This window comes from Streptomyces sp. NPDC053367, from assembly GCF_044545925.1.
Classification (GTDB): domain Bacteria; phylum Actinomycetota; class Actinomycetes; order Streptomycetales; family Streptomycetaceae; genus Streptomyces.
Genome location: NZ_JBITYN010000005.1, coordinates 197,068 through 214,694, shown reverse-complemented (window position 1 = coordinate 214,694; position 17,627 = coordinate 197,068). Strand labels below are relative to the sequence as shown.

Annotated in this window: 15 protein-coding genes, 1 pseudogene and 1 riboswitch; of the genes and pseudogenes, 10 read left to right on the top strand and 6 right to left on the bottom strand. The window is 71.6% G+C overall.

Going from position 1 to position 17,627, the window contains the following annotated elements:
- Positions 1–9: 9 nt before the first annotated feature.
- Positions 10–1,326, bottom strand: coding sequence for a 3-phosphoshikimate 1-carboxyvinyltransferase (gene aroA / locus ACIGXJ_RS16370; RefSeq protein ID WP_399645243.1), 1,317 nt, complete (start codon positions 1,324–1,326; stop codon positions 10–12).
- Positions 1,327–1,429: 103 nt separating this feature from the next.
- Positions 1,430–2,137, bottom strand: a complete 708-nt coding sequence (locus ACIGXJ_RS16365) for a M50 family metallopeptidase (protein ID WP_399645241.1) — start codon at positions 2,135–2,137, stop codon at positions 1,430–1,432.
- A 50-nt stretch (positions 2,138–2,187) separates the two neighbouring features.
- On the opposite strand from ACIGXJ_RS16365, the gene ACIGXJ_RS16360 reads away from it, so the two are divergent.
- The 10 genes from ACIGXJ_RS16360 (at position 2,188) to ACIGXJ_RS16315 (ending at position 12,144) form a co-directional block, all read left to right on the top strand.
- Complete coding sequence (locus ACIGXJ_RS16360) at positions 2,188–3,003, top strand: SOS response-associated peptidase (RefSeq protein ID WP_399645239.1); 816 nt, start codon at positions 2,188–2,190, stop codon at positions 3,001–3,003.
- Between the two features lies 1 nt (position 3,004).
- Positions 3,005–3,646 carry an alpha/beta family hydrolase gene (locus ACIGXJ_RS16355; RefSeq protein WP_399645237.1) on the top strand — a complete coding sequence of 214 codons (642 nt, stop codon included), beginning with the start codon at positions 3,005–3,007 and terminating at the stop codon, positions 3,644–3,646.
- A gap of 262 nt (positions 3,647–3,908) precedes the next feature.
- A complete protein-coding gene (sigR, locus tag ACIGXJ_RS16350) occupies positions 3,909–4,604 on the top strand; it encodes an RNA polymerase sigma factor SigR (protein WP_399645235.1) in 696 nt (231 codons plus the stop codon).
- Positions 4,601–4,903, top strand: a complete 303-nt coding sequence (gene rsrA, locus ACIGXJ_RS16345; protein ID WP_399645233.1) for a mycothiol system anti-sigma-R factor — start codon at positions 4,601–4,603, stop codon at positions 4,901–4,903. The genes sigR and rsrA overlap by 4 nt, the downstream gene beginning before the upstream one ends.
- Positions 4,904–5,029: 126 nt before the next feature.
- Positions 5,030–6,334 carry an HD-GYP domain-containing protein gene (locus ACIGXJ_RS16340; RefSeq protein WP_399645230.1) on the top strand — a complete coding sequence of 435 codons (1,305 nt, stop codon included), beginning with the start codon at positions 5,030–5,032 and terminating at the stop codon, positions 6,332–6,334.
- A complete protein-coding gene (locus tag ACIGXJ_RS16335) occupies positions 6,331–7,587 on the top strand; it encodes an HD-GYP domain-containing protein (protein ID WP_399645228.1) in 1,257 nt (418 codons plus the stop codon). Before ACIGXJ_RS16340 ends, ACIGXJ_RS16335 begins: the two co-directional genes overlap by 4 nt.
- A gap of 107 nt (positions 7,588–7,694) precedes the next feature.
- Complete coding sequence (locus tag ACIGXJ_RS16330) at positions 7,695–8,675, top strand: tetratricopeptide repeat protein (protein ID WP_399645974.1); 981 nt, start codon at positions 7,695–7,697, stop codon at positions 8,673–8,675.
- Positions 8,676–8,746: 71 nt separating this feature from the next.
- Positions 8,747–9,397 carry a peptide deformylase gene (def, locus tag ACIGXJ_RS16325; protein ID WP_399645226.1) on the top strand — a complete coding sequence of 217 codons (651 nt, stop codon included), beginning with the start codon at positions 8,747–8,749 and terminating at the stop codon, positions 9,395–9,397.
- Positions 9,398–9,691: 294 nt separating this feature from the next.
- Positions 9,692–10,774: an epi-isozizaene synthase gene (gene cyc1, locus ACIGXJ_RS16320; RefSeq protein ID WP_399645224.1), complete on the top strand. Its 1,083-nt coding sequence runs from the start codon at positions 9,692–9,694 to the stop codon at positions 10,772–10,774.
- Positions 10,771–12,144 (top strand): cytochrome P450, encoded by a 1,374-nt coding sequence (locus ACIGXJ_RS16315; RefSeq protein ID WP_399645221.1) that lies wholly within the window; start codon positions 10,771–10,773, stop codon positions 12,142–12,144. The genes cyc1 and ACIGXJ_RS16315 overlap by 4 nt, the downstream gene beginning before the upstream one ends.
- A gap of 12 nt (positions 12,145–12,156) precedes the next feature.
- On the opposite strand, the gene ACIGXJ_RS16310 is transcribed toward ACIGXJ_RS16315, so the two are convergent.
- From ACIGXJ_RS16310 to ACIGXJ_RS16295, 4 genes and pseudogenes are all read right to left on the bottom strand, one after another.
- Positions 12,157–13,122 carry a GlxA family transcriptional regulator gene (locus tag ACIGXJ_RS16310; RefSeq protein ID WP_399645219.1) on the bottom strand — a complete coding sequence of 322 codons (966 nt, stop codon included), beginning with the start codon at positions 13,120–13,122 and terminating at the stop codon, positions 12,157–12,159.
- A gap of 226 nt (positions 13,123–13,348) precedes the next feature.
- Positions 13,349–14,362 (bottom strand): ribonucleotide-diphosphate reductase subunit beta, encoded by a 1,014-nt coding sequence (locus tag ACIGXJ_RS16305; RefSeq protein ID WP_399645217.1) that lies wholly within the window; start codon positions 14,360–14,362, stop codon positions 13,349–13,351.
- Complete coding sequence (locus ACIGXJ_RS16300) at positions 14,362–16,713, bottom strand: ribonucleoside-diphosphate reductase subunit alpha (RefSeq protein ID WP_399645215.1); 2,352 nt, start codon at positions 16,711–16,713, stop codon at positions 14,362–14,364. The genes ACIGXJ_RS16305 and ACIGXJ_RS16300 overlap by 1 nt, the downstream gene beginning before the upstream one ends.
- Before the next feature lie 121 nt (positions 16,714–16,834).
- A riboswitch (cobalamin riboswitch) is annotated at positions 16,835–16,991 on the bottom strand.
- A 24-nt stretch (positions 16,992–17,015) separates the two neighbouring features.
- Positions 17,016–17,543 (bottom strand): annotated as a pseudogene (locus tag ACIGXJ_RS16295) (GNAT family N-acetyltransferase).
- Positions 17,544–17,627 lie beyond the last annotated feature (84 nt).

Below are 17,627 nucleotides of genomic sequence, written 5' to 3'. Positions count from 1 at the left end.
CCCGCGTCCCTACGCCCCGAGCATCCCGGTCCACAGTTCGGGGAAGTCCGGCATGGTCTTCGCCGTCGTCGCCACGTTCTCGATCTGTACGCCCTCGACCGCGAGGCCGATGATCGCGCCGGCCGTCGCCATGCGGTGGTCCTCGTAGGTGTGGAAGACGCCGCCGTGCAGGGGGCGCGGGCGGATGTGCAGGCCGTCGGCGGTCTCGGTGACGTCACCGCCGAGTTCGTTGATCTCCTTGGTGAGCGCGGCCAGCCGGTCCGTCTCGTGCAGCCGCAGATGGGCCACACCCCGCAGCGTCGAGGGGGAGTCGGCCAGGGCCGCGACCGCGGCGATGCCGGGGGTCAGCTCGCCGACCTCGGAGAGGTCCACATCGATACCGTGGATCGCACCCGAACCGGTGAACACCAGACCGTAGTCGGTGAGCTCGCAGGAGCCGCCCATCTCGGTGAAGATCTCCCGCAGCCGGTCACCCGGCTGGGTGGTGCGGGCCGGCCAGTCCGGGATCAGCACCTTGCCGCCCGTCACCAGCGCCGCGGCCAGGAACGGCTGGGCGTTGGACAGGTCCGGCTCGATCACCAGGTCCCGGCCGAGCAGCGCGCCCGGCGTGACCCGCCAGACGTTCGGCTCGCCGCCGGACTCCGGGGTGTCCACCTGGGCGCCGACCGCGCGCAGCATGTCCACCGTCATCCGGATGTGCGGCATCGACGGCAGGCTGGAGCCGGTGTGCCGGACCTCCACGCCCTGGTTGAAGCGCGGTCCGGAGAGCAGCAGGGCACTCACGAACTGCGACGACGAGGACGCGTCGATCTCCACCGGGCCGCCGTCCAGGGCCCCGCCGCCGTGCACGGTCAGCGGCAGCGCGCCCCGCCCGTCGTCGTCGATCCGGGCGCCCAGCACCCGCAGCGCGTCGATGACGCCGTTCAGGGGACGCTCGTACGACCTCGGGTCGCCGTCGAAGCGGATCGGGCCGTCGGCGAGCGCCGCGACCGGCGGCAGGAACCGCATGACCGTGCCCGCGTTGCCGACGTCGACCGTGACCGGGCCGTGCAGCGCGGCCGGGATGACCCGCCAGAACTCACCGGTGCCGTCGGGGCCCACGCCCTCCTCGATGCCGACGCCCATCGCCCGCAGGGCACCCGCCATCAGCAGGGTGTCGCGGGAGCGCAGTGGGCGGCGCAGCCAGCCCGGTTCCCCGGCGAGGGCGGCGAGGACGAGAGCGCGGTTCGTGACCGACTTGGACCCCGGCACATGGACCGTCGCGTTGACGGCTCCGCGTGCGTGGGGGGCCGGCCAGAGGGCGGTTTCCGCGGGGGTTCGGGACATGGTCCCACTCTATAAGGCAGGGGTTGCGGGGGTCGTCCGTCGGGTGCGGCGCCGTTGCGGTCGCTCGCGCCCGCAACGGCGGAGCCGCACATCGACGCCACTTTCAGAAGAGCCACCTGGCGCCGCCCGCCAGCGACGTCAGGGACACCACGTGGAACAGGAAGAACCACAACCCCGCCGGGGTGTGCGTCAGCCTCGCCAGCTGGTCCGCGTCGGAGTCCCCCGCCCCTCCCCGGCGGCGCTTCGCCTGGAGCTCGAAGGCCGGGCGCACCCCGCCCAGCAGCAGGAACCACACCACCGCGTACGCGAAGGCCGCCTGCACCTGAGGTCCCGTCAGCCAGGAGACCAGGAGGAAGAGGCCCCCCGTGAGCACCACCGTGAGGACGCCGTACGCGTTGCGGATCATGACCAGCATCGCCAGCAGCAGCGCTGTCGCCAGCCACAGCAGCAGCGTGATGCGGCCCTCGGCCAGCAGGGCCGCGCCGCCGAGGCCCAGCAGGGGAGGTGCCGTGTAGCCGGCCGCCGCCGTGAGGATCATGCCGAGGCCGTACGGCTTGCCGCGGCTGACGGTCAGGCCGCTGGTGTCGGAGTGCAGGCGTATGCCGGTCAGCTGCCGGCCGGTGAGCAGCGCGACCAGGCCGTGGCCGCCCTCGTGGGCGATGGTGATCGCGTTGCGGGCGATCCGCCACACCGTGTGCGGGACGACCACCGCCAGGGCCGCGACCCCGGTCGCGATCACCACCCACCGGTCCGGGTCGGACTGGGTGCCGACGAGCTCGTCCCAGAGGGAGGTCGCTGTGCTGGTGTCCATGTTTCCGGGCTGCTCCCTGTGTTCCGGCGAAGTCTGGCAGTGTGGCACGTATGTGCGGACGGTATGCGGCGAGTCGTAGGCCCGAGGATCTGGCCGGGATCTTCGAGGTCGAGAAGTGGGAGCCCGAGGAGACGCTGGTGCCCGACTACAACGTGGCGCCGACGAAGGAGGTCTACGCCGTCCTCGACCGTCCGCTGAAAGACGCGGAGGACCCTCGCCCGGTTCGCCAGCTGCGCAAGCTGAAGTGGGGGCTCGTGCCGTCCTGGGCCAGGACGCCCGAGGGCGGGGCCCGGATGATCAACGCGCGCGCGGAGACCGTGCACGAGAAGCCCGCCTACCGCCGCGCCTTCGCCGCCCGGCGCTGCATCCTGCCCGCCGACGGCTACTACGAGTGGGTCACCGGCAAGCAGGAGCGCGACCTGGAGGTCGAGGGCAGGAAGAAGCGGCCCCGCAAGCAGCCGTACTTCGTGCTCCCCGCCGACGGCTCGGTGTTCGCGATGGCCGGGCTGTACGAGTTCTGGCGCGACCGCACCCTGCCCGACGACCATCCGCGGGCCTGGTGGGTGACCTGCTCGGTGATCACCACCGAGGCCGAGACGAGCCCGCTGGCCGTCGCCCCCGCCGAGGGCCCCCACGCGCTGGCCGACATCCACCCGCGGATGCCGCTGATGCTCACCCCGGACCGCTGGGACGCCTGGCTGGACCCGGCCCGCACCGACCCCGACGGCCTGCGCGAGCTGCTCGCCCCGCCGCCGGCCGGGCTGATGCGGGCGTACCCCGTCACCACGGCGGTCAGCAACGTCCGCAACAACGGCCCGGAGCTGCTGAAGGAGCTGGAGGGGCCCGAAGAGGGCACACTCTTCTGACGTGACCCAAGAGATCACCGAGACCATCGGCACGGACGCGGGGGACGCCCGCGTCACCTGGCACAGGGCCACCCGCAAGGCCCGGCTCGTGCTCGCCGTCAGCCATGGCGCGGGCGGCGGCATCGAGGCCCGTGACCTCCAGGCGCTGGCCGCCGTCCTGCCCGCGCACGGGGTGAGCGTCGCCCTGGTGGAGCAGCCCTGGCGGGTGGCCGGCAAGAAGGTCGCGCCCGCGCCGAAGACCCTCGACACCGGCTGGCGGGGCGTGTGGCCCGCGGTGACCGCACCCGGGCTCCCCGTCGTCTCCGGCGGGCGCTCCGCCGGTGCCCGCGTCGCCTGCCGTACGGCGACGGAACTCGGGGCCGCCGCGGTCCTCGCGCTCGGCTTCCCGCTGCACCCGCCCGGCAAGCCCGAGAAGTCCCGCGCCGACGAACTGCTCGGCGCGGGGGTGCCCACGCTCGTCGTGCAGGGCGGCAACGACCCCTTCGGCAAGCCCGAGGAGTTCCCCGAAGGCGCTCATGAACTGGTCGAGGTTCCCTACGGCGACCACGGCTTCGCCGTCCCCAAGCGCGCGGACATCAGCCAGGAGGAGGCCCTGGCGGTCGTCACCGACGCGGTCGTCGAGTGGATCCGGTCACTCGGCTGAGCGGCCGGGGAATGCCGAGGCCCCGACCTCTGTTGAGGCGGACAGATGTGCCGAGAGCCACCGGCACTTCACCGTCGTAGGAGAGGAAGTCCGCCGCATGGGTTCGACCTACTGCCCGAGCCGCAGCAGCCGCGCCGACCTGGACTGGACGGTGCTGCACGCGGCGAAGACCGCCCCTATTCGGGCGGCGGCAGGCGGGGACAGTCGTCTATTCTCCGATTCCAGTGGGACCGATCTCGGTCCCGCCCGGGATCTTGAGGAGGTGGGTCCGGTCACTGGGACCGACGCAGGGACCGACAACGGCCAGGCGGAGCTGCCCGAGGGCCAGGGCATGGGCGCGGACACGAGGGACGAGTCGGCCGCGGAGCGCACCGCGCGCTTCGAGCGGGACGCGCTCGAGTTCCTCGACCAGATGTACTCGGCCGCGCTGCGCATGACGCGCAACCCGGCCGACGCCGAGGACCTGGTGCAGGAGACGTACGCCAAGGCGTACGCGTCCTTCCACCAGTTCCGCGAGGGCACCAACCTCAAGGCGTGGCTGTACCGGATCCTCACCAACACCTTCATCAACTCGTACCGCAAGAAGCAGCGCGAACCGCAGCGCAGCGCGGCCGAGGAGATCGAGGACTGGCAGCTCGCGCGCGCCGAGTCGCACATGTCGACGGGTCTGCGCTCCGCGGAGTCGCAGGCGCTCGACCACCTGCCCGACTCGGACGTGAAGGAAGCACTTCAGGCGATCCCCGAGGAATTCCGCATCGCCGTCTATCTCGCGGACGTCGAGGGCTTTGCGTACAAGGAGATCGCGGACATCATGGGGACACCCATCGGAACGGTGATGTCCCGGCTGCACCGGGGCCGCCGCCAGCTGCGCGGCATGCTCGAGGACTACGCCCGTGAGCGCGGACTGGTCCCGGCCGGCGCCGGAGAGTCGAACGAAGCGAAAGGCTCGGGCTCATGAGCTGCGGAGAGCCGCACGAGACGGACTGCAGTGAGGTCCTCGATCATCTCTACGAGTTCCTCGACAGTGAGATGCCGGACGTCGATCGCGACAAGTTCAAGCAGCACTTCCAGGAGTGCTCGCCGTGCCTGGAGAAGTACGGCCTGGAGCAGGCCGTGAAGAAGCTGGTCAAGCGCTGCTGCGGACATGACGACGTGCCCACCGACCTGCGCGCCAAGGTGCTCGGACGACTCGATCTGATCCGCTCCGGGCAGGCCGTGCCCGAGCACGACGTCACCGCCGCACCGCAGGAGTCCTGACTCCCGGAAGACCCCTTCGGGTCACCCGAATGTGCTAATCCGCGGGCTTTCCGCCCGCGGACGCCTCCCTCCCCGCCCTAGGCTCCGAGCCCGGACAGGCACGGGCGTGCCCGGGGAGGGGCGGTCATGGAGGCGATACCGGGACGGGCGCGGGCGTACGTCGCCTGTGTCGCCCTCGTCGCCCTGTGCGGGCTGTTCCCGCTGCCCGGCGTGCACGCGCCCTGGGGGGCGGTGGCCCTCCTCGCCGGTCTGTACGCCGCGGGGGAGCGGATCGCGCGCCGCTGGTTCGCCGGCACCTTCTACCCCGTGCTGCTCGCCGGGGCCTTTCTGCTGCCGCCGCCCGCCGCCGCGCTCGTCGCGCTGCCCGGGGCGCTGCTGTCCGGTGCCGACCGGCGGCCCCTCCTGCCGCGCCGGATCTGGCGGGCCGCCCAGCTCTCGCTCGCCGTGTGGGCCGCCTCCTGGACGCACCGGTGGCTGGACGGCCGGGACGCCGTCGCCACCTCCGACCTGCCGTACGCGCTGCTGCCCGCGGGCGCCGCGGTCGTCGCGTTCTGCCTGGCGCTGACCCTGCTGGACGGCGGCATCCTCGCGCTCGCCGAGCATGTTCCGGTACGACGGGCCTGGCGCGGTCTGTTCCGGCGCTCGCTCGGGCCGCTGGCGGTGCACGGGCTCGCCGGGCTGATGATGGCCGTGCTGTGGCGCAGCCCCTACGGGCCGGTCGCCGCGCTGCTGGTGCTGCTGCCGATGTGTGTGTCCTGGTGGGTGTTCGCCCAGTACCACCGCGAGCGCGCCGCCCACCAGGCGACCATCCGCGCGCTCGTGCAGGCCGTGGACATCAAGGACGGCTACACCCGCGGGCACAGCGAGCGGGTCGGACAGGCGTCGATGCTCATCGCCCGCGAGCTGGGCATGGACGAGGAGCGCGTCGAGCTGGTCCGCTTCGCCGGCATCCTGCACGACGTCGGCAAGCTCGGCGTGCCCACCCGGCTGCTGCGCAAGGACGGGCCGCTGACGCCGGAGGAGCGGCGGGTGATCGAACTGCATCCCGAGTACGGCCACGAGATCGTGCGCGGCATCTCCTTCCTCGGCGAGGCCCGCGCCGCCGTGCTGCACCACCACGAACGCCTCGACGGCAGCGGCTACCCCTACGGGCTCGTCGGCGACCAGATCCCCGAACCGGCGCGGGTCGTGGCCGTCGCGGACGCCTTCGACGCGATGACCTCCACCCGCTCCTACAGCCGGGCCCGCCCGGTGGAGGCGGCCCTCGCCGAGCTGGAGCGGTGCGCCGGCGCGCAGTTCGACCCCCGGATGGTCACGGCCCTGTGCCGGGTGCTGCGCCGCGAGGGCTGGCATCCGGCGGTCACCTCGGACGAGCCCCACCCGCCCCGGCCCCGCGCGCCCGCCGGGGGGCGGACGGGGGCGCGTCGGTGACCGCCCCGAGGCACCCGCCGCTCCTCGTGCTCGTGCACGGCGGCGCCGCCCTCGTGGCCGTCGTCTCGCTCGGCGTCACCCTGGACACCGGGCTGGTGGAGCGGCAGGCCGCCGTGGCCTTCGGCGTGCTCGTCGCGGTGGGGGAGCTGGCCCGGTGGACGGGCGCCCAGGTGCGGGAGGCGGCGCCGCTGGGGGGCGCGGGGGCGCTGGCGTACGCGCTGCTCGGGGAGCACGCGGGCCGGAACAGCGAGCACGGTGTCGCGCAGGTCGTCGGTGTGGTGCTCGCGGGCATGCTGGCCGGCAGCGTGCCGCACACGGCGTGCGGGCGCGGGCCGAGCGCCGACCAGCTGGCCCGGCGGGTGCTCACCGTCGGGTTCGCCGCGGTGTGCTTCCAGCCCCTCTACAACCAGGGCGTGTTCGACACCTGGAGCGGTCCCGCCTACGCCCTGCTGCTGGTGGCGCTGCTCGCCCTGACCGCGCTGTGCGACGCCGTGCTCGCCGCGGCGCTCGCGCGCTCCCGTACCGGCTGGCCGTTCGCCCCGCTGCTGCGGGAGGAACTGCGGGCCATGCCGGGCATCGGCACCGCCGTCGTCGCCACCGGTGTGGTGATGGCCCTCGCGGTCGCCGTCGTCGGGCTGTGGGCGCTGCCGGTGTTCAGCCTGCCCCTGCTGCTCACCCAGCTGTCCCTGCGCCGGTACGCCGCCGTGCGCACCACCTACCGGCAGACCATCGCCTCCCTCGCCCGGGCCACCGAGATCGCCGGATACACCCCCGTGGGCCACGCCCGTCGCGTCGCCGCGCTCAGCCTCGCCGTCGGCCGGGACCTGGGGCTGTCCGGGCCCGAGCTGACCGTCCTGGAGCACGCCGCCCTGATGCACGACATCGGCCAGCTCAGCCTGGTCGACCCGGTCCCGGACGGCGCCACCGCGGGCCTGCCCCCGGACGAGCAGAGGCGCATCGCGCTGCTCGGCGGGGCCGTCGTACGGCGGACCGGGGTGGACGCGGCGGTCGCCGTGGTCGTCGAGCGGCAGGCCGACCCCTACCGGGAGCAGCCGCTCGCCGCGCGGATCGTGCGGGCGGTCAACGCCTACGAGGAGAAGGCGCACGGCGCCGGGCCGTCCGGGCCGCTGAAGGCCCTGGAGGCGTTGGAGGAGCTGCGCCTCGGGACGGCCGGGGACTATGCGCCGGACGTGGTGGAAGCGCTGGCACGCGTGCTGGCCAGGGACTGTCTGACCCTGCCCCTGACTGGGTAACCCATGGGTAATGAGCGCCCTTCCGGCCGTACGTGGTTGGATGCGAAGGAGAGAGAGTGTCCGGGGGCACTGGCCAGCCCACTCCACGGAACTGGCAGGCGGGAATCGTGAGGATCTTCGGCAAGGGACGGCACCGGCCCTCCGCCTCCTGGCGGCAGGCCACGGACCGCGCGTTCACGCTGATCGGCGACGGCCGCTACGAGGACGCGGGCGCGCTGCTGACACGGGCGGCCGACCTGGAGCCCTGGCTGTCGGAGTCCTGGTTCAACCTCGCCCTGCTGCACAAGTTCCGGCACGACTGGGAGCAGGCCCGCACGGCCGGGCTGCGCGCGGTCGCCCTGCTGGACCGGGACGCCGGCGCACCCGACTGGTGGAACGTCGGCATCGCCGCGACCGCCCTGCAGGACTGGCCGCTGGCCCGGCGCGCCTGGCAGGCGTACGGGCTGCCCGTGCCGGGCGGCGCGGCCGACTCCGGCGAACCCGTCGGGATGGACCTGGGCAGCGCCGCGGTACGGCTGTCGCCGGAGGGCGAGGCCGAGGTGGTGTGGGGGCGGCGGCTGGACCCGGCCCGTATCGAGGTGCTGTCGATCCCGCTGCCGTCGTCGGGGCGCCGCTGGGGCGAGGTCGTCCTGCACGACGGCGTGCCCCACGGCGAGCGGACCACCTCCGCCGGGCACGCCTACCCGGTCTTCGACGAGATAGAGCTGTGGGCGCCGTCGCCGGTGCCGACCTGGGTCGTGCTGCTGGAGGCCGCGACCGAGGCGGACCGGGACGCGCTGGAGCAGCTCGCCGCCGACGCCGGGTTCGCCGCGGAGGACTGGTCGTCGTCGGTGCGGCTGCTGTGCCGGATGTGCTCCGAGTCGCGGATGCCGGCCGACGAGGGCGACGGGGAGCATCTCGACCCGCACGACCACAGCGAGCCGGGGCATCCCGGGCCGCTCGGGCACCGGACCGACGGGCAGCTGTGGGTGCCGGAGCGCGAGTGCGGTGTGGCCGCGCCGGCCTCGCTGGTGAGGGGTCTGCTGGACGGATGGGTCGCGGACAGCCCTGACTCCCGGGACTGGCGGGATCTCGAAGAGGTTTGCTGAGGGAGCCGGACAGCACCTTTAGGCTGTACTCGCATCGATTTCTCCAGCTTGCAGGAAGGCATACGTCGGTCATGGCGCAGCAGGACACCGATCAGCAGCACGCGGGCGTGCTCCCCGTGGACGACGAGGGCTTCGTCATCGACACCGAGGACACCGAGGGGCGGGAGCAGGCGTGGCGTGAGGCGGGCACCTCGCGGCCGATCACGGTCGTGGGCAACCCGGTGCTGCACAAGGAGTGCCAGGACGTCACCGACTTCGGCGAGGAGCTCCAGCAGCTCGTCGCGGACATGTTCGCCAGCCAGCGCACCGCCGAGGGCGTGGGCCTGGCCGCCAACCAGATCGGCGTGGACAAGAAGGTCTTCGTCTACGACTGCCCGGACGACGAGGGCGTCCGGCACGTCGGCGTCGTCTGCAACCCGAAGCTGGTCGAACTGCCCGCGGACCGGCGCCGGCTGGACGACAGCAACGAGGGCTGCCTGTCCGTGCCGACGGCGTACATGCCGCTCGCCCGCCCCGACTACGCCGAGGTGACCGGGCAGGACGAGAAGGGCAACCCCATCAAGGTGCGCGGCACGGGGTACTTCGCCCGGTGCCTGCAGCACGAGACGGACCACCTGTACGGGTACCTCTACATCGACCGGCTCTCCAAGCGCGACCGCAAGGACGCGCTGCGGCAGATGGCCGAGAACGAGCCCCGCTACCCGGTCGTCGCCAACGACTGACCCCTTGCCGAGCGCCGACGGACGGCGCCCCTCCGGGACTTGACCCCGGGCGGGCGCCGTCCGTCTTCTCCCGTTCGCCTGTCCGTCGCACGTTCGCTCCCATAGCACCCCGAGGCTGCTCACAACAGTCACACAAGGGGTGCTTCTCAGCATGCCGGGGTAGTGAATGGAGCAAATCCGTTCCCAGAACGGTCAGTTGTGGTGCTGAATGGGAAGTGCGGGGATACGCAACGGCGCACGCCCGGCACAGCGGGAGGGGTGTGCGCACTCTGGTCGGCTGAGAGGGGTTTGTTCGTGTCTTCTTTCCCACACGGCACCACATCGACGACGGCGCTCGCGGTCCCACCATCACTCTCTCTGCCGGTGATCGAGGCGGCGTTTCCCCGGCGACTGCACCCGTATTGGCCGCGGCTCCAGGAGAAGACCCGCACCTGGCTGCTGGAAAAACGGCTCATGCCCGCGGACAAGGTGGAGGAATATGCCGACGGCCTGTGCTACACCGACCTCATGGCGGGGTACTACATCGGTGCCCCCGACGCGGTCCTGCAGGCGATAGCGGACTACAGCGCGTGGTTCTTCGTCTGGGACGACCGTCACGACCGCGACATCGTGCACGGCAGATCCGCGGCCTGGGGACGGCTGCGGCAGCGCCTGCACGTGGCTCTGGACTCTCCGGCGTCCCATCTGCACCACCCCGACCCGCTGGTGTCGGGGTTCGCCGACAGCGTCCAGCGGCTGTACGCCTTCCTGCCCGGCACCTGGAACGCGCGCTTCGCCCGGCACTTCCACGAGGTGATCGAGGCCTACGACCGTGAATTCCGCAACCGCACGGAAGGGTACGTCCCCACGGTCGAGGAATACCTCGCCCTGCGCCGGCTGACCTTCGCGCACTGGATCTGGACCGACCTGCTGGAGCCGAGCGCGGAACTCGAACTCCCGGACACCGTGAGAAAACACCCCGCATATCGGCGGTCCGCCCTGCTGAGCCAGGAATTCGCCGCCTGGTACAACGACCTCTGCTCACTTCCCAAGGAAATCGCGGGCGACGAGGTCCACAATCTCGGAATCAGCCTCATCACCCATGAGGGGCTGACGCTCGAAGAGGCGATCGTGGAACTGCGCCGACGCGTACAGGAATGCATAGACGAATTCCTCGTGGCCGAGCGGGAGGCGCTGCACTTCGCGGACGGCCTCGCCGACGGAACCGTACGGGGAAAGGAACTGAGCACTGCCGTACGCGCTTGCCTGGGAAATATGCGGAACTGGTTCAGTTCCGTGTACTGGTTCCACCACGAGTCCGGCCGTTACCGGGTCGACAGCTGGGACGACCGCGCCACACCCCCGTACGTCAACAACGAAGCGGCAGGTGAGAAATGACCGTCGAGTCCGTCAAGCCCGCGCAGGCCGAAAATCGCGCACTGCGCGAGCCGCCCCTGGCCGGTGGCGGGGTCCCGCTCCTCGGCCACGGCTGGAAGCTGGCCCGCGACCCCCTGAGCTTCATGTCCCGGCTGCGCGAGCACGGCGACGTCGTCCGCCTCAGGCTCGGCCCCAAGACGGTCTACGCCGTCACCACCCCGGACCTGACCGGAGCACTCGCCCTCAGCCCCGACTTCAAGATCGACGGCCCGCTGTGGGAGTCGCTGGAGGGCCTGCTCGGCAAGGAGGGCGTGGCCACCGCCAACGGGCCGCGCCACCGCCGGCAGCGGCGCACCATCCAGCCCGCGTTCCGGCTGGACGCGATCCCGAACTACGGCCCGATCATGGAGGAGGAGGCGCACGCCCTCACCGAGCGCTGGCAGCCCGGCCGGACCGTCGACTGCACCTACGAGTCGTTCCGGGTCGCGGTGCGCATCGCCGCCCGCTGCCTGCTGCGCGGCGAGTACATGGACGAGCGCGCCGAGCGGCTGTGCAACGCGCTCGCCGTCGTCTTCCAGGGCATGTACCGGCGGATGGTGGTGCCGCTCGGCCCGCTGTACCGGCTGCCGCTTCCGGCCAACCGGGAATTCAACCGGGCCCTGGCCGATCTGCATCTCCTCGTCGACGAGATCGTCGCCGAGCGGCGCGCCTCCGGGCAAAGGCCCGACGATTTGCTGACGGCATTGCTGGAGGCGAAGGACGAGAATGGCGACCCCATCGGGGAACAGGAGATCCACGACCAGGTGGTCGCCATACTCACCCCCGGAAGCGAAACCGTCGCGTCCACGATCATGTGGCTGCTGCAGGTGCTCGCGGAACATCCCGAGCATGCCGACAAGGTGCAGCGAGAAGTTGAATCCGTGACGGGTGGCACTCGTCCCGTCGCATTCGGCGACGTCCGCGGGCTCACGCACACCAACAATGTCGTCGTCGAGGCGATGCGATTGCGACCGGCGGTGTGGATATTGACCCGGCGGGCGGTCACCGACACCGAACTCGGCGGCTATCGCATTCCGGCCGGGGCCGACATCGTCTACAGCCCGTACGCGATCCAGCGCGACTCGCGTTCATACGCGCACAACCTGGAGTTCGACCCCGACCGCTGGCTTCCGGAACGCGCCAAGGACGTGCCGAAATACGCCATGAGCCCGTTCAGCGTGGGCAATCGGAAGTGCCCGAGCGACCACTTCTCGATGGCCCAGCTGACGCTGATCACGGCGGCGCTGGCCGCCAAGTACCGCTTCGAGCAGGTGCCCGGCTCCGACGACGCCACCCGGGTCGGCATCACCCTGCGCCCGCAGAAGCTGTTGCTCAGGCCCGTCCCGCGGTGAGACCTCCGGCCCTCAGGCCGCCTCGGGCCCCCGGAAGGTGCGCCGGTAGGCCTGCGGGGTGACCCCCACCGTGCGGACGAACTGGTGCCGCAGCGCGGCCGCGTTGCCGAAGCCGGTCCGGCCCGCGATCGCGTCGACCGTCTCGTCCGTCGCCTCCAGCAGCCGCTGGGCCAGCAGCACCCGCTGGCGCAGGATCCAGCGGTACGGAGTCGTGCCCGTCTCCTGCTGGAAGCGGCGGGCGAAGGTGCGCGGGGACATGTGCGCGCGCTCGGCGAGCTGCTCGACGGTGACCTCCTCGTGGAGGTTGCGCTCCATCCAGGCGAGCACCTCGCCGACCGTGTCGCACGGCGCGGCGGGCAGCGGCCGGTCCACGAACTGCGCCTGCCCGCCGTCCCGGTGCGGCGGCACCACCATGCGGCGGGCGATGGCGTTGGCGACCTCGGGCCCCTGCTCCTTGCGCACCAGGTGCAGACAGGCGTCGATGCCGGCGGCCGTGCCGGCCGAGGTGATCACCGGGTCCTCGTCGACGTACAGCACATCGGGCTCGACCGTCGCGCGGGGGAAGCGCCGGGTCAGCTCCTCCGCGTGCTGCCAGTGTCCGGCGCACCGGCGCCCGTCGAGCAGCCCGGCCGCGCCGAGCACGAAGACGCCGGAGCACACGCTGAGCACCCTCGCGCCCCGCTCCACGGCCCTGACCAGGGCGTCCAGCAACGCGGGCGGATACTCCCGGACCGAGAAGTCACTCCCGGCGGGCAGGGCGATCAGATCGGCCTCCTCCAGCCGGTCCAGACCGTACGGCGTGGAGAGGGACAGGCCCGGGACGTGGGTGGTGAGCGAGCGGCCCTCGGCCGACACCACCGCGAAGTCGTAGACCGGAAGGCCTGCGTCGCTGCGGTCCAGGCCGAAGACCTCGCAGACGACACCCAGTTCGAAGGGGTGCACGCCGTCGAGCAGGACGGCGGCCACGTTGTGCAGCATGCCCCCAGTGTGCCGCGCGAGTGGCAGGAAATCGAGGGTGTGCGGCAGTCCTGCCACTGTCAGGTGTGTTCATGGCGGACGACACTGACGACATGAACGCATTCATGGAATACCTCGGAGTCGTCCTGCTCTTCCTCGTCCTCGGCGGGCCGGCGCTCGTGGGGGCGGTCCACGAGCGCCGGATCGACCGTCAGCTCAACGAGGCGTCCGCGCGCGAGACGCGGACTCAGAAGTCCTCGTCGAGGTCGACCGTGCCCTCCACGGCGACCTGGTACGCCGAGGGGCGCCGCTCGAAGAAGTTGGTCAGTTCCTGAACGCCCTGGAGCTCCATGAAGGAGAACGGGTTCTCCGAGCCGTACACCGGCGCGAAGCCCAGCCGGACCAGCCGCTGGTCGGCGACGCACTCCAGGTACTGCCGCATCGACTCGGTGTTCATGCCGGGCAGGCCGTCCCCGCACAGGTCGCGGGCGAACTGCAGCTCGGCCTCCACCGCCTCCCGCAGCATGTCGGTGACCTGCTGCTGGAGCTGGTCGTCGAAGAGGTCCGGCTCCTCCTTGCGGACGGTGTCGACCACGTCGAACGCGAAGGACATGTGCATCGTCTCGTCGCGGAACACCCAGTTGGTGCCCGTGGCGAGACCGTGCAGCAGGCCCCGGCTGCGGAACCAGTAGACGTACGCGAAGGCGCCGTAGAAGAACAGGCCCTCGATGCACGCGGCGAAGCAGATCAGGTTCAGCAGGAAGCGGCGGCGGTCGGCCTTGGTCTCCAGCCGCTCCAGCTTCTCCACCTCGTTGATCCACTTGAAGCAGAACCCGGCCTTCTCGCGGATGGAGGGGATGTTCTCCACCGCGTCGAAGGCTGCCGCGCGGTCGTCCGGGTCGGGCAGATAGGTGTCCAGCAGCGTCAGATAGAACTGGACGTGCACGGCCTCCTCGAACAGCTGACGGCTCAGATAGAGCCGCGCCTCGGGGGAGTTGATGTGCTTGTACAGCGTCAGCACCAGATTGTTCGCCACGATCGAGTCGCCCGTCGCGAAGAACGCGACCAGACGGCCGATCAGATGCTGCTCCGCCGGCGTCAGCTTCGCGAGGTCCGCGACGTCCGAGTGGAGGTCGACCTCCTCGACGGTCCAGGTGTTCTTGATCGCGTCCCGGTAGCGCTCGTAGAAGTCGGGGTAGCGCATGGGGCGCAGGGTCAGCTCGAAGCCCGGGTCGAGGAGATTGGTGTTGCGGTCGGACATCACTGGCAGGCCTCGCAGGACTCGGGGTTCTCAAGGGAGCAGGCGACCGCTTCGGGGTCGGCGGCCTGCTGGACGGGGACGGTCGCCTGCGCGGCGCGGGCGATCCGGGTCGCCGGGCGCGAGCGCAGGTAGTACGTCGTCTTCAGCCCGGACTTCCAGGCGTACGCGTACATCGAGGAGAGCTTGCCGATGGTCGGCGTCTCCAGGAACAGGTTCAGGGACTGCGCCTGGTCCAGGAACGGGGTACGGGCCGCCGCCATGTCGATCAGGCCGCGCTGCGGGATCTCCCACGCCGTGCGGTACAGCGCCCGCACCTCCTCGGGGATCCACGCGAAGCCCTGCACCGATCCGTTGGACTCGCGCAGCGCCTCCCGCGTGCGGGCGTCCCACACGCCCAGGTCCTTGAGGTCCTGCACCAGGTAGGAGTTGACCTGGAGGAACTCGCCCGACAGCGTCTCGCGCTTGAACAGGTTGGACACCTGCGGCTCGATGCACTCGTACACGCCCGCGATGGAGGCGATGGTCGCGGTCGGGGCGATCGCGAGGAGCAGGCTGTTGCGCATGCCGACCTCGGCGATCCGGGACCGCAGCGCCGCCCAGCGCTCCGGCCAGGTCAGCTCCACGTCGTAGTGGTCGGGGTGCAGCACGCCCCGCGCCGTGCGGGTCTTCTCCCAGGCCGGCAGCGGGCCGTTGCGCTCGGCGAGGTCCGCGGACGCCTCGTACGCGGCGAGCATGATCCGCTCGGCGATCCGCGTGGACAGGGCCTTCGCCCCGGGCGAGTCGAAGGGCAGGCGCAGTCTGAAGAAGACGTCCTGCAGGCCCATCGCGCCGAGGCCCACCGGGCGCCACTTGGCGTTGGAGCGGCCCGCCTGCTCGGTCGGGTAGAAGTTGATGTCGACGACCCGGTCGAGGAAGGTGACGGCCGTGCGGACGGTGGCGTCCAGCCGCTCCCAGTCGATGTCACCGTCGATCACGAACGCCCCCAGGTTCACCGAACCCAGGTTGCACACCGCCGTCTCGCCGTCGTCGGTGACCTCCAGGATCTCCGTGCAGAGGTTGGAGGAGTGGACGACATGGCCGGGCAGCGCCGTCTGGTTGGCGGTCCGGTTGGCGGCGTCCTTGAAGGTCATCCAGCCGTTGCCGGTCTGCGCGAGGGTGCGCATCATACGGCCGTAGAGGTCACGGGCGGGGATGGTCTTCTTCGCGAGGCCCGCTTCCTCGGCCTTGCGGTAGGCGGCGTCGAACTCCTCGCCCCACAGGTCGACCAGCTCGGGCACGTCGGCGGGGGAGAACAGCGACCACTGCTCGTCGGCGTTGACCCGGCGCATGAACTCGTCCGGGATCCAGTGCGCGAGGTTCAGGTTGTGCGTACGGCGGGCGTCCTCGCCGGTGTTGTCGCGCAGCTCCAGGAACTCCTCGATGTCGGAGTGCCAGGTCTCCAGGTACACCGCGGCGGCGCCCTTGCGGCGGCCGCCCTGGTTCACGGCGGCGACCGAGGCGTCGAGGGTCTTCAGGAACGGCACGATGCCGTTGGAGTGGCCGTTGGTGCCGCGGATCAGCGAACCCCGGCTGCGGACACGGGAGTACGACAGACCGATGCCGCCGGCGTGCTTGGACAGGCGGGCGACCTGGTGGTAGCGGTCGTAGATGGAGTCCAGCTCGTCCAGCGGGGAGTCGAGGAGGTAGCAGGACGACATCTGGGGGTGCCGCGTGCCGGAGTTGAACAGCGTGGGGGAGGACGGGAGGTAGTCGAGCCGGCTCATGAGCCCGTAGAGCGCGGCGACTTCGTCGACGGAGCGGACCGTGTCGTCCTCGGCCAGGCCGCAGGCCACACGCAGCAGGAAGTGCTGCGGCGTCTCGACGACCTTGCGGGTGTGCGGGTGCCGCAGGAGGTAGCGGCTGTGCAGGGTGCGCAGGCCGAAGTAGCCGAAGCGGTCGTCGGCCGCCGGGTCGGCCAGCGCGTCCAGCCGCTCGGCGTGCAGTCGTACGAACTCGGCGGTGCGGTCCGCGATGAGACCCTCGCGATGACCGACGGCCACGGACCCGGTGAAGGAGGTGACCCCCTGGGAGGCGGCCTCGGCGGCGATGGAGACCGTCAGCAGCCTGGCGGCCAGCCGGGAGTAGGCCGGGTCCTCGGAGATCAGCCCGGCCGCCGCCTCGGTGGCCAGCTCGCGCAGCTCCGCCTCGTCGGCCCGGGCGGACCGGCCCCGCAGCGCGGCGGCGGCCACCCGGCCGGGGTCGGCGTCGGGCAGGTCGGCGGTCAGCTCGGTCAGGGTCCGCAGCAAGGCCGTTCCCGGAGTGTCCTCGTCGGTCGGGACGGCTGAGGCCGGGTCTGCTGGCGCGATGGTCACGTGGGGGCTCTCCCTCGCTCGGCACGGGGCCCGCGCGAGGGGCATGGCGGCACACGAGCGCACGCGGCGCCGCGTCCACCGGCCCATTCCGCGAGGCCCGGACGTCGGGGCACCCGACCGGTCGGCCGGGGCCACTGTCGGCAGGTCCTCGGACTGACGCCTGTGCACGAACGCGCACAAGGCACACCGTTGCGGGACAGTTCCGGATTCACACCGGATTCCCCTGCGACGACAGCGAGCATGAGCATACATCTAGTGCCGGGTGCGGGTGACACCCCCATATGTTGTGTCGCCGCGTGACTTCAGAGCGTCAACTCGTAGGTGAGCAGAGTGAAGTCGCTGCCCGGGACAGGCCGCCAGCCGCGCTCGGGGCACGCACGAAACCGACGCGTTCGCAGAGGCGGCGGGCCGCGCCCATGGCGGGCTGGGTCGACAGGACGACCGCCGTGCACCCCGCATGGCCCTCGCGCGGGCGGCACAGGCCCGGACGAGGGCCTCGCCGACTCCCCGGCCCCGGGCGGCGTGGGCGACCGCGAGCATGCGGATCTCGGCCTCCCCTGGGCCGGCCGGATGGCCAGAGGACCGGCCGACGGCACGAAGGTGACGCAGCCGAGCGGCTTGTCGCCCACCACCGCGACCAGGACGTCCGCGGCGGCCCGCTTCGCGACGTCCCTGAGCTCGCCGAGCTACCAGTCGCTCCCGCCGAAGGTGAGGAGGCCGTCCTGGCGATACGCCTCGGCGGTGACCTCGCCGGCCACCCCGCACTCCGCGGGGTCCACGGGCCTGATCGGTATGTCCCGGCGCCCTGGTGTGCCCGACGGGCCCGGCACCGCGGCGGCCTTCCCTGGCCTCCCGCGGCCGAGTTGCGCGACCACCCTGGAGTGCTTCCATGGAAATGGGTGTCGACGTCCATG

What these genes read in the sequence shown, in the direction of transcription:
- aroA (WP_399645243.1), bottom strand. Translation starts at nt 1,326, where the DNA reads ATGTCCCGAACCCCCGCGGAAACCGCCCTCTGGCCGGCCCCCCACGCA.
- ACIGXJ_RS16365 (WP_399645241.1), bottom strand. Translation starts at nt 2,137, where the DNA reads ATGGACACCAGCACAGCGACCTCCCTCTGGGACGAGCTCGTCGGCACC.
- ACIGXJ_RS16360 (WP_399645239.1), top strand. Translation starts at nt 2,188, where the DNA reads ATGTGCGGACGGTATGCGGCGAGTCGTAGGCCCGAGGATCTGGCCGGG.
- rsrA (WP_399645233.1), top strand. Translation starts at nt 4,601, where the DNA reads ATGAGCTGCGGAGAGCCGCACGAGACGGACTGCAGTGAGGTCCTCGAT.
- ACIGXJ_RS16340 (WP_399645230.1), top strand. Translation starts at nt 5,030, where the DNA reads ATGGAGGCGATACCGGGACGGGCGCGGGCGTACGTCGCCTGTGTCGCC.
- def (WP_399645226.1), top strand. Translation starts at nt 8,747, where the DNA reads ATGGCGCAGCAGGACACCGATCAGCAGCACGCGGGCGTGCTCCCCGTG.
- ACIGXJ_RS16315 (WP_399645221.1), top strand. Translation starts at nt 10,771, where the DNA reads ATGACCGTCGAGTCCGTCAAGCCCGCGCAGGCCGAAAATCGCGCACTG.
- ACIGXJ_RS16310 (WP_399645219.1), bottom strand. Translation starts at nt 13,122, where the DNA reads ATGCTGCACAACGTGGCCGCCGTCCTGCTCGACGGCGTGCACCCCTTC.
- ACIGXJ_RS16305 (WP_399645217.1), bottom strand. Translation starts at nt 14,362, where the DNA reads ATGTCCGACCGCAACACCAATCTCCTCGACCCGGGCTTCGAGCTGACC.